Source organism: Oryzihumus sp. (genome assembly GCF_036391795.1).
Classification (GTDB): domain Bacteria; phylum Actinomycetota; class Actinomycetes; order Actinomycetales; family Dermatophilaceae; genus Oryzihumus.
The window spans coordinates 1-11291 of sequence record NZ_DASVZH010000009.1; the positions used below are offsets into that span (position 1 = coordinate 1).

Below are 11291 nucleotides of genomic sequence, written 5' to 3' on the forward strand. Positions count from 1 at the left end.
CCGGGCGCGGCCGGCAGGGCCCCGGCCAGCCGGCGGGCGAAGGCCGCGAGGGACTCCTCGGCGGGCAGCTCGCCCACCCGGCCGAGGGCCTGGCCCTCGACCTGCGCCAGCGGGGTGAGGTCGTGCAGGCCGATCGCGGTCGCGAGCGCGTCGCAGACCCCGGGGGTGGCGACGTCGGCGTTGGTGTGCGCGACGTAGAGCGCGAGGTCGGCCACGACCAGGGCCGTGACCGTCGCACCCTTGGCGGTGGTGGTGGCGACGCTGTGCACCCCGCGCAGCAGCAGCGGGTGGTGCGTGACCAGCAGGTCGGCACCGGCGTCCCGGGCCTCCTGCACGACCGCCAGCGTCGCGTCGACGGCCAGGTGGATGCGCCGCACCGGCTGCTCCGGGTCGCCGGTCACCAGACCGACGCTGTCCCACGAGGCCGCGGTGGACGGCGGGTAGAGCCCGTCGAGGGCGTGGACGACCTCGGCGAGGGTCAGCTCCTGCATGTGGGCCCGGCCGGTCTCGAACCGACGACACCCGCGGTGTAAACGCGGTGCTCTACCACCTGAGCTACAGGCCCCACCCGGTCCGGCGCTAGGCCTCGACCAGGGTCTTGAGTGCGGCGTGGTAGCCGCTGAAGTCACGCGCCTCGCCGACCGAGTTGACCAGGGTCCAGCGCACGATGCCGTCGGTGTCGATGAGGAACGTCCCGCGCGCCGCGAAGCCTCCCTGCTCCTCGAAGACGCCGTAGGCCCGGGCCACCTCGCCGTGCGGCCAGTAGTCGGACAGGAGCGGGAACTCGTAGCCCTGGGACTCCGACCACGCCCGCTGGGTGAACATGTGGTCCACGGACACGGCCAGGACCTGGACGTGCTCGTTCTGGAACGCGGCGAGGTCGTCGCGGATCTGGCCCAGCTCTCCGGTGCAGGTGCCGGAGAAGGCGAACGGGTAGAAGACCAGCACGACGTTCTTGCTGCCGTGGAAGTCCTGGAGCGACACGACCTGGCCGTGCTGGTCCTTGAGGTGGAAGTCGGGTGCGCTCTCGCCGATGGCAGGGGGCACCGACACGACCGGGAAGGCGTGTACGTCCGAGGGGCTCATGGCGCCCAGTGTGCCAGCCGTCAGCGGCGCGCCGACTTCGGGGCGACCAGACGCGTGCCGGCCCAGTCGGCGCACGCGTTGACCGTCCCCGAGGTGTGCAGCCCCGCCGTGAGCGCGGCCTCCTCCACGTCGCTGGCGTCGACGTGCCCCTCACGCCCCGCCTTGGGGGTCATCAGCACGATGAACCCCCGGTCGGCCAGGTTGGTCAGCCCGTCGACCAGGGCGTCGACGAGGTCCCCGTCCTCCTCGCGCCACCACAGGAGGACGGCGTCGGCGACGTCGGTCGACTCCTCGTCCTCCAGCTCGTTGCCGGTGACCGCCTCGATGGCGAGCCGCAGCTCGTCGTCGACGTCCTCGTCCCAGCCGAACTCCTGGACTCCCTGCCCCGAGACGAACCCCAGCTTTGCGACCGAGCCGTTCGTGGCTGCCGCTTCCGCGGTCGCACCCACCGTCGTGTCCTCCTTGTTGACGTCCCCCGCCGAGCGGCGAACCGAGATGTTCTGTCCTGCGTAGTCCACTAGGTCAAGCAGAAACATGCAAGCAGTTCGTCCCGATCTGGTCAGGTCGGGCCATCTGCGGGTCAGGTGGGCACCCCCTGCGGGAGGGGGCGGCGCGGCATACAGTCTGGCCATGGTCGATCCAGAGGCGCAGCCACGAGTCCACCCGCCCAAGACGTGGGCGACGGGGGTGCCGGCCATCGCCAGCTCCTTCAAGCAGGGACTGGAGCAGATGGGGGCGGCCCGCACCGCGCGGACCTTCCTCAAGCTCAACCAGGACAAGGGTTTTGACTGCCCGTCGTGCGCCTGGCCCGACCCCGACCCGGAGGACCGGCACACCGCCGAGTTCTGCGAGAGCGGGGCCAAGGCGGTCGCCTGGGAGGCGACCACCCGCCGGGTCGACCGCGCGTTCTTCGCCCGGCACCCGATCGCGGCGCTGCACGCCCAGAGCGAGTGGTGGCTGGGCCAGCAGGGCCGGCTGACCGAGCCGATGTACAAGCCCGAGGGTGGCACCCACTACGAGCCCGTCACCTGGGACGAGGCCAACGCGATCATCACCCGCCACCTGCGGGCGCTGCCCTCCCCCGACGACGCCGCGTTCTACACCAGCGGCCGCACCAGCAACGAGGCGGCGTTCCTGTACCAGCTCATGGTGCGGGCCTACGGCACCAACAACCTGCCGGACTGCTCGAACATGTGCCACGAGTCCTCCGGCCACGCCATGTCCGAGCAGATCGGCATCGGCAAGGGCGCGGTGACGCTCAACTCCCTGGAGCAGGCCGAGCTGATCGTCATCTGCGGGCAGAACCCGGGCACCAACGCCCCGCGCATGCTGACCCACCTGGAGAACGCCAAGAAGAACGGCGCCACCATCGTGGCGGTCAACCCGCTGCCCGAGGCCGCGCTGATCCGCTTCCGCAACCCGCAGAACGTTAAGGGCATCCTCGGCACCGGCACGGCGATCGCCGACGACTTCCTGCAGATCCGCCTCGGTGGCGACCACGCCCTGTTCCGGGCCCTCGCGCACCTGCTGCTGCAGGCCGAGGACGCCAACCCCGGCTCGGTCGTCGACCACGAGTTCGTCCAGGAGCGCACCACCGGGTATGCCGAGTACGTGGCGTCCCTGGCCACGCTCGACTGGGCGCAGACCGAGCGGGCGACCGGCCTGGCGCGCGAGGACATCGAGTCCCTCGCAGAGCGGTTCCTCTCCTCCCGGGCGACCGTCGTCTGCTGGGCGATGGGCCTGACCCAGCACCAGCACGCCGTGGCCACCATCCAGGAGGTCACCAACGTCCTGCTGCTGCAGGGCAACATCGGGAAGCCGGGAGCCGGCCCCTGCCCGGTCCGGGGCCACTCCAACGTCCAGGGCGACCGGACCATGGGCATCTGGGAGCAGATGCCCCAGGAGTTCCTCGACAAGCTGGCCAAGGAGTTCGCGTTCGTGCCCCCGCGCGAGCACGGCCTCGACGCCGTGGGCGTGGTGCGCCGGCTGCGCGAGAAGTCGCTGCGGGTGTTCTTCGGCATGGGCGGCAACTTCGCCATGGCCACGCCGGACACCCCGGTGGTCCACGCGGGGCTCGAGGCGTGCGACCTGACCGTCCACGTCTCGACCAAGCTCAACCGCTCGCACACCGTGACCGGCCGCGAGGCGCTGATCCTGCCCGCGCTGGGGCGCACCGACCGCGACGAGACCCCCCGCGGGGTCCAGGCGGTCAGCGTCGAGGACTCCCAGAGCCAGGTGCACCTGTCCTCGGGCTCGCTGACGCCGCCGTCGGAGCACTGCCGCAGCGAGGTGCGCATCGTCGCCGACCTGGCTCGCCACCTCGTGCCGGACGTGGGCGAGGTCCCGTGGGCCACGTTCGCCGAGGACAACGACGCGGTCCGTGACCGGATCGCCGACGTGGTCAAGGGCTTCGAGGACTTCAACACCCGGGTCCGCGAGCCCGGCGGGTTCCTGCTGCCACACAAGCCGCGCGACTCCCGCGAGTTCGACACCAAGGACGGCCGCGCCCAGCTGGTGGTCAACCCGGTGCAGGTGCTGGAGGTGCCCGAGGGGCGGCTGCTCTTGCAGACGATCCGCAGCCACGACCAGTTCAACACCACCGTCTACGGCCACGACGACCGCTATCGCGGCGTGCACGGCGGCCGGCGCGTGGTCCTCGTCAACCCGACGGACCTGCACCGGATGGGGCTGCACCAGGGCGACCTGGTCACCATCGTCAGCGAGTACGACGGCACCGAGCGGCGCGCCGAGCAGTTCCGGGTCATCGCCTATCCCACGGCACCCGGCTGCGCTGCGGCGTACTACCCGGAGACCAACGTGCTCATGGCTACTGACCACGTGGCCGAGAAGAGCAACACCCCCGTGGCCAAGAGCCTGGTGATCCGCCTCGAGAGGGACTGAGACCCGGGACTCACCCACCCGGCCTACCGCATCTGGCGCAGGCGGCCCCGTCGTTTCGCCTCAGGCGGCGCTCCATCAGTTGCGCAAGGCTCCCTCTTGCGCCGGTGTTCGCGGCGCGTCTCGACGGGGAGGGGCAGCTCATGGCACTCGCACACCGTCGCGCCGTCGTGCTCGGCGCGACCACCTGCCTGGTCCTGGCGGTGACGTCGCCGGGGCTCGCCCACGCGGAGGGGTCCCGTCATACCGTCCAGCCCGCACCGGCGTGGACTGCTCACGCCACGGCGGCGCACCGGACCGCGTCAGATGCGCGGCACACGTTCCGCGCCGTCCTCGCCCTGCGCGACGAGGCGGGGGCGGAGGCGTTGGCGCGGGCCGTCTCGGACCCGGCCAGCCCCGGCTTCCGGCACTACGTCAGCGCCGCCGAGTGGCGGGCCCGGTTCGCACCCACCACCTCCAGCGTGGGCGCCGTCACCGGCTGGCTGCGCTCCAACGGCTTCACCGTCACCGACATCCCGGACAACCGCCGGTTCGTGACGTTCACCGGCACCACCGCGCAGGTCGACCGCGCGTTCGCGACCGACCTGCGCGACTACGTGCGCTCAGGCCGGACCGTGACCGCCAACGCGATCCCGGCCTCGGTGCCCTCCGCGCTGGCCGGCCAGGTCCTCGGGGTCGGCGGCCTCGACTCCTCCGCCCTCAGCGCCCCGCAGCACACCGGCGGCCCGCAGGCCACCACCAGCTCGACCGGCGCCACCTCAGGTCCCGCGACGGTGCTGCCGCCACCGGACCCGGTGTTCCACAACGCGCCCCCGTGCTCGACGTGGTACGGCCAGAAGGCTGCCTCGTCGGTGCCGCAGATCCTGGCCGACCCGCTGACCTACGCCCCCTGCGGCTACACCCCGCCGCAGCTGCGCGGCGCCTACGGCGTGCAGGCGGCGGTCGACAGCGGCACCACCGGCCACGGCGTCACCGTCGCGGTCGTCGACGCCTTCGCCTCGAAGTTCATCGCCAAGGACGTCAAGACCTACGCCACGCGCCACGACTCCGCCAACCCCTGGGGACGCCACCAGCTCAGGCAGCTGGTGTCCCCCACCTTCACCAACATCACCGCCTGCTCCGCCAGCGGCTGGTACGCCGAGGAGACCCTCGACATCGAGGCGGTGCACGCCAGCGCGCCGCAGGCCGACGTCCTCTACGTCGGCGCCCGCAGCTGCGCCAACACCGACCTCAACGCGGCCGTCAACCTGGTGGTCGACCACCAGCTGGCGCAGGTCGTGACCAACTCCTACGGCTCGGTCGGCGAGCCCGCCAGCGTGGCGGACGTGGCGGCCCAGCACCAGACCTTCATCCAGGCCGCAGCCCAGGGCATCAGCATGCTGTTCTCCTCCGGCGACAACGGTGACGAGATCGCCAACACCGGCTCCCGTCAGGCCGACTACGAGGCGACCGACCCGTTCGTCACCGCGGTCGGTGGCACCTCGCTGGCCGTCACGCAGAGCAACGGCTACGGCTTCGAGCAGGGCTGGGGCACCGGCAAGTCCATCCTGACGGGCGGCGCCTGGTCCCCGCGGCCCCCGGCCTTCCTCTACGGCGGGGGTGGGGGCACCAGCAAGCTGTTCCCGCAGCCGGACTACCAGCAGGGTGTGGTCCCGACCTCGATCAGCGACTTCTTCGGCAACGGGGCGCACCGCGCGATACCGGACGTGGCGATGGTGGGTGACCCCAACACCGGGATGCTCGTGGGCCAGAGCCAGACCTTCCCGGACGGCTCGATCCGCTACGACGAGTACCGCCTCGGCGGGACGAGCCTGTCGAGCCCGCTGCTCGCCGGGGTCGTGGCCCTGGCCGGTCAGACCTGCGGGTCCTCGGTGGGCTTCCTCAACCCCGTGCTCTACGGCGCGGCCGGCAGCTCGGCCTTCCGGGACGTCAACCACGGCCGGGCGGTCACCGACGGCGTCGTGCGCGTCGACTTCCTCAACGGCTTCGACGCCACGGGCGGGACGACCACCAGCCTGCGGACGTTCAACCAGACCGGCACGATCTACACCCGTCCCGGCTACGACGATGTCACCGGGCTCGGCAGCCCGAACGGCACCGACTTCATCAGCGCGGTCGCCAAGGGCTGACGGCCAGGCTTGCCCCGGTCAGAGGCGGGTCAACGCGGTCACGACGAACGTCGTGCTGCCGCAGGAGCTCACCAGGTCGGGGCGGACGGTGCCCGTCACCCGCACCTTCGCCCCGACGGCCAGCCCCTTGGCCAGGTCACCGGTGAGTGCGTAGCGCCGGTCGGGGACCTGCAGCACCACGCAGCTGGGTCTGACGCCCTCGATGACCTGGCCGGTGACCGTGGTCTGCTGACCGGTCCCCGGGGAGCTGCTCGATGAGGCCGAGGGCGAGGACGGCGAGGCGGCCGACGACGAGCCGGAGGGAGTCCCCCCGGTGGTCTGGCCGCCGCAGGCGGCGAGGGCGACAAGGAGCACGCCCCACGCCCCGACCAGCAGCCGCCGCGGTCGCCGGCGCGTCGTGATGGAGGTCATACAGGTCTGACGAGGACGCCGGTGCAGCAGTTCCGTACCGCCGGGCGCCGATGCGGCGTCAACCGGTGAAGAGCTTCGCGGCCTTGACCAGCGTCTGCCACAGCCCGTAGGCCAGCGGCGTGGCCACGACGAGCCAGGCGCCGAGGACGGCGGCGACCGGGGTGCCCCGCTCCGGCTCGTGGGTGGCCCGGCGGGTCTGCGACTCGATGCTCATGCGCTGACCTCCTGCAGGGTGTCGGCCTCACCGGCCACGGACCCGTCGAAGTGGCGCCGGTCCACGTCGCGGACCAGCAGGTTGGCCACGAAGCCGACCGCCAGCACGCCCACCATGACCAGCAGCGCCGGCCGGTAGGCCTCGGCCGTCAGGGTGCCCGGCTTGCCCGAGGCGTCGAGGATGCCGTTGACGATCAGCGGCCCGGCGACGCCGGCGGCCGACCAGGCGGTGAGCAGCCGGCCGTGCACGGCACCGACCTCGAGCGTGCCGAACAGGTCCTTGAGGTAGGCCGGCACGGTGGCGAAACCGCCGCCGTAGAAGGAGATGATGACGGCCGCGAGGCCGACGAACAGCGCCGTCGAGGACGTGCCCACCGTGGCCAGCAGGAGGTACATCACGATGCCGACCCCGAGGTAGACGACGTAGATCCGCCGGCGCCCGGTCCAGTCAGAGGTGGAGGACCACACGAACCGGCCGGCCATGTTGGCCAGGCTGAGCAGCCCGACGAACCCGCCGGCGGCCGCTGCCGTCACCGACGAGGCGCCTCCGGCGCGGAAGAAGTCCTGGATCATCGGCGCGGCCTGCTCGAGGATGCCGATGCCGGCGGTGACGTTGCAGAACAGCACCACCCACACCAGCCAGAACTGCGGCGTGCGGATCGCCTGCGCGGCCCGCACCTGGGCGCCGCGGTGGCCCGGCACGTGCGCCGCGCTCGCGTCACCGTGGCCGCTGCCCGGCGGCACCCGCACCAGCGCGGCACCGAAGAGCATGAGCACCAGGTAGCCCACCCCGAGGACGAGGAACGTCATCGCCAGGGCGTGCCCGTCGGCGACCGCGGCCTTGGCGGTCGGGTCGAAGCCGGCGTCGAAGTGCCCGAGCAGGGCGTTGGACAGCGGCGAGGCGATCAGCGCGCCGCCGCCGAAGCCCATGATCGCCATGCCGGTGGCCAGCCCGGGCCGGTCGGGGAACCACTTGATCAGGGTCGAGACCGGGGAGATGTAGCCGATGCCCAGCCCGATCCCGCCGATGACGCCGTAGCCGAGGTAGAGCAGCCACAGCTGGCTGGTGGCGATGCCCAGCGACCCGACGAGGAACCCGGCGCTCCAGCACAGCGCGGCCACGACCATCGCCGCCCGCGGGCCGTGCCGTTCCACCCACGTCCCGCCGAAGGCCGCCGACAGCCCGAGCATGACGATGGCGATGGAGAAGATGGCCGCCACCGGCGTCTGCCCGGTGCCGAAGTGCGCCACCAGCGAGGTCTTGAAGACGCTGAAGGCGTAGACCTGCCCGATGGACAGGTGGACCGCGAGCGCCGCCGGCGGGATGAGCCAGCGGCTGAAGCCTGGGCGCGCGACGCTGCGCTCCCGATCGAGCACCGACATGGTGGACCTCCCCTTGCCCCGTGGGCCGGACGCTACGCCGGGACGGGGTGGACCGCGCGCTGAGCGGCGCGGCATACAGTCGGCGCATGGGACGTGTCACCCGCCGCACCCCGGCTCACCGCATCGACCTGGGCGGCCCGGAGGGGCCGCGCGTGGTCGCCCGCCCGGACACCGTCACCGTCGAGGAGCCGCTGGAGGTCAGGGTCGGCGGCACCTCCCTGGCGGTGACCATGCGCACGCCCGGCGACGACTTCGACCTGGCGATCGGCTTCCTGCTCACCGAGGGGCTGATCGGCGCGGCCTCCGACGTGCGTCACCTCATGCACTGCCTGGACGAGGGCGAGGACGGGCGGCCGACCTACAACGTCGTCGACGTGACCCTGGCCGAGGGCGTCCAGCCGCCGCCGGCCAGCGCGGCCCGCGACTTCTACACGACGAGCTCCTGCGGCATCTGTGGCAAGGCCAGCATCGAGGCGATCACCACCAAGAGCCGGTATGCCGTGGCGCAGGACCCGCTGCGCCTCTCCCCCGCCGTCGTGGCCGCCATGCCGGCGGCGCTGCGTGCGCAGCAGAAGGTGTTCGACCGCACCGGCGGGCTGCACGCGGCGGGGCTGTTCACCGGCGACGGCGAGCTGCTCGCGGTGCGCGAGGACGTGGGCCGGCACAACGCGGTGGACAAGGTCCTCGGGTGGGCCGCGCGGGAGGACCGGCTGCCGCTGGCCGGGCACGTGCTGGCGGTCAGCGGCAGGGCCAGCTTCGAGCTGACCCAGAAGGCGCTGATGGCCGGGGTGCCGGTCCTGGCCGCCGTCTCCGCGCCCTCCAGCCTGGCCGTGGAGCTGGCCACCGAGGCGGGGATGACGCTGGTCGGCTTCGTGCGCGACCCCCGGATGACGGTCTACGCCGGGGGCGAGCGGCTGGGGCTTACCGACGGGTAGGTGTCAAGGTCCCGGACCCGAATGTGACCAAGCCCGCGTTCGGGTGGAGGATGGGGTGTCACTGAGGGCCGCACGCGGCCCCGACGGGTCACCGTCGCCAGTGACGGACAGTGCGAGAAAGGACAAGGCGTGGTGGCACGCGAGGAAGCCGGACCGATCCTGAACGGCATCCCCAGTCAGCTCCCGGACATCGACCCCGAGGAGACGCAGGAGTGGCTCGAGTCGCTGGACGGGGTGATCGACGAGAGCGGGCGCACCCGGGCGCGTTACGTCATGCTCAAGCTCCTCGAGCGGGCGCGGGAGCGCCAGATCGGTGTCCCGTCGCTGACGGCGACCGACTACATCAACACGATCGCCCCCGAGGGCGAGCCGTGGTTCCCCGGTGACGAGGAGGTGGAGCGCCGCTACCGCGCGTTCCTGCGCTGGAACGCCGCGGTCATGGTGCACCGCGCCCAGCGGCCCGACATCTCCGTCGGCGGCCACATCTCGACCTACGCCTCGGCCGCGACGCTCTACGAAGTGGGCTTCAACCACTTCTTCCGCGGCAAGGACCACGAGGGTGGCGGCGACCAGATCTTCATCCAGGGTCACGGCTCCCCCGGCATCTACGCCCGCGCCTTCCTCGAGGGCCGGCTGACCGAGCAGCAGCTCGACGGCTTCCGCCAGGAGCACTCCCACGTCGTCGACGGCAAGCCGCTGGCGCTGCCGTCCTACCCGCACCCGCGGCTCATGCCGGACTTCTGGGAGTTCCCCACGGTGTCCATGGGCCTGGGCCCGATGAACGCGATCTACCAGGCGCAGTTCAACAAGTACCTGCACAACCGCGGCATCAAGGACACCAGCCAGCAGCACGTCTGGGCGTTCCTCGGTGACGGCGAGATGGACGAGCCCGAGTCGCGTGGCCTGCTCCAGGTCGCGGCCGGTGAGGAGCTGGACAACCTCACCTTCGTCATCAACTGCAACCTGCAGCGCCTCGACGGCCCGGTCCGCGGCAACGGCAAGATCATCCAGGAGCTCGAGGCGTTCTTCCGCGGCGCCGGCTGGAACGTCATCAAGGTCGTCTGGGGCCGTGAGTGGGACCCGCTGCTGGCCGCCGACCGCGACGGCGCCCTCGTGCACCTGATGAACACCACGCCCGACGGTGACTACCAGACCTACCGGGCCAACGACGGGGCGTTCATCCGCGAGCACTTCTTCGGCCGCGACCCGCGCACCCGCGCCATGGTCGACGGGATGACCGACCAGGACATCTGGAACCTCAAGCGCGGCGGCCACGACTACCGCAAGGTCTACGCGGCCTACAAGGCGGCCATGGAGCACAACGGCCAGCCGACGGTCATCCTGGCCAAGACCATCAAGGGCTACGGCCTGGGCACGCACTTCGCGGGCCGCAACGCCACGCACCAGATGAAGAAGCTGACCCTCGACGACCTCAAGGGCCTGCGCGACAGCCTGCGCATCCCGATCAGCGACGAGCAGCTCGAGGCCAACCCCTACCTCCCGCCGTACTACCACCCCGGCGAGGACGACCCGACGATCCAGTACCTGCGCGAGCGGCGGCAGAAGCTCGGCGGCGGCATCCCCAACCGCCGGGTCCAGCCCAAGGCGCTGAAGCTGCCGGAGCACACGGCCTACGAGGCGGTGAAGAAGGGCTCGGGCAAGCAGCAGATCGCCACGACGATGGCGTTCGTCCGGCTGCTCAAGGAGCTCATGCGCGACAAGGAGTTCGGCCGCCGCGTGGTGCCGATCATCCCCGACGAGGCGCGCACCTTCGGCATGGACTCGTTCTTCCCGACGGCCAAGATCTACAACCCGCACGGGCAGAACTACACCTCGGTCGACGCCGACCTGATGCTGGCCTACAAGGAGTCCCCGCAGGGCCAGATCCTGCACGTGGGCATCAACGAGGGCGGCTCGGTGGCGGCGTTCACCGCGGCGGGCTCGGCCTACGCCACCCACGGCGAGCCGATGGTCCCGGTCTACGTCTTCTACTCGATGTTCGGCTTCCAGCGGACCGCCGACTCGATCTGGGCGGCGGCCGACCAGATGGCGCGTGGCTTCCTCATCGGCGCGACCGCCGGCCGCACCACCCTCACCGGTGAGGGCCTGCAGCACGCCGACGGGCACAGCCCGCTGATCGCCTCGACCAACCCGGCGGTCGTCTCCTACGACCCGGCCTACGCCTACGAGATCGCCACGATCGTCGAGGACGGCCTGCGGCGCATGTACGGCGACA

Annotated in this window: 10 protein-coding genes and 1 tRNA gene; 4 read left to right on the plus strand and 7 right to left on the minus strand. The window is 71.6% G+C overall.

Features of this window, described 5'->3' with window-relative positions:
• The 4 genes from VF825_RS00415 to VF825_RS00430 form a co-directional block, all read right to left on the minus strand.
• The coding region (locus tag VF825_RS00415) for a Nif3-like dinuclear metal center hexameric protein (protein WP_331108952.1) at positions 1 to 491 on the minus strand (491 nt) is incomplete at its 3' end.
• Between the two features lies 1 nt (position 492).
• A tRNA-Val gene (locus VF825_RS00420) sits at positions 493 to 565 on the minus strand.
• A gap of 14 nt (positions 566 to 579) precedes the next feature.
• Entirely contained in the window at positions 580 to 1086 is a 507-nt protein-coding gene (locus tag VF825_RS00425; protein ID WP_331108954.1) for a peroxiredoxin, read from the minus strand.
• A gap of 20 nt (positions 1087 to 1106) precedes the next feature.
• Positions 1107 to 1535 (minus strand): DUF3052 domain-containing protein, encoded by a 429-nt coding sequence (locus VF825_RS00430; RefSeq protein WP_414695729.1) that lies wholly within the window; start codon positions 1533 to 1535, stop codon positions 1107 to 1109.
• A 181-nt stretch (positions 1536 to 1716) separates the two neighbouring features.
• On the opposite strand from VF825_RS00430, the gene VF825_RS00435 reads away from it, so the two are divergent.
• Both VF825_RS00435 and VF825_RS00440 read left to right on the plus strand, forming a co-directional pair.
• Positions 1717 to 3987: an FdhF/YdeP family oxidoreductase gene (locus tag VF825_RS00435; protein WP_331108958.1), complete on the plus strand. Its 2271-nt coding sequence runs from the start codon at positions 1717 to 1719 to the stop codon at positions 3985 to 3987.
• Positions 3988 to 4127: 140 nt separating this feature from the next.
• Positions 4128 to 6113 carry a S53 family peptidase gene (locus tag VF825_RS00440; RefSeq protein ID WP_331108960.1) on the plus strand — a complete coding sequence of 662 codons (1986 nt, stop codon included), beginning with the start codon at positions 4128 to 4130 and terminating at the stop codon, positions 6111 to 6113.
• Between the two features lie 18 nt (positions 6114 to 6131).
• Here the strand turns inward: VF825_RS00440 and VF825_RS00445 are convergent, their stop codons facing one another.
• The 3 genes from VF825_RS00445 to VF825_RS00455 are packed head-to-tail and all read right to left on the minus strand — an operon-like array spanning position 6132 to position 8120.
• Positions 6132 to 6524, minus strand: coding sequence for a hypothetical protein (locus VF825_RS00445; protein ID WP_331108962.1), 393 nt, complete (start codon positions 6522 to 6524; stop codon positions 6132 to 6134).
• A gap of 58 nt (positions 6525 to 6582) precedes the next feature.
• Positions 6583 to 6738, minus strand: a complete 156-nt coding sequence (locus VF825_RS00450) for an MFS transporter small subunit (RefSeq protein ID WP_331108964.1) — start codon at positions 6736 to 6738, stop codon at positions 6583 to 6585.
• A complete protein-coding gene (locus VF825_RS00455; protein WP_331108966.1) occupies positions 6735 to 8120 on the minus strand; it encodes an OFA family MFS transporter in 1386 nt (461 codons plus the stop codon). The genes VF825_RS00450 and VF825_RS00455 overlap by 4 nt, the downstream gene beginning before the upstream one ends.
• Positions 8121 to 8206: 86 nt before the next feature.
• Between VF825_RS00455 and fdhD the strand changes: the two genes are divergently transcribed.
• Positions 8207 to 9055 (plus strand): formate dehydrogenase accessory sulfurtransferase FdhD, encoded by an 849-nt coding sequence (fdhD, locus tag VF825_RS00460; RefSeq protein ID WP_331108968.1) that lies wholly within the window; start codon positions 8207 to 8209, stop codon positions 9053 to 9055.
• Between the two features lie 129 nt (positions 9056 to 9184).
• On the plus strand, positions 9185 to 11291 hold a 2107-nt coding region (aceE, locus tag VF825_RS00465; RefSeq protein ID WP_414695728.1), incomplete at its 3' end, for a pyruvate dehydrogenase (acetyl-transferring), homodimeric type.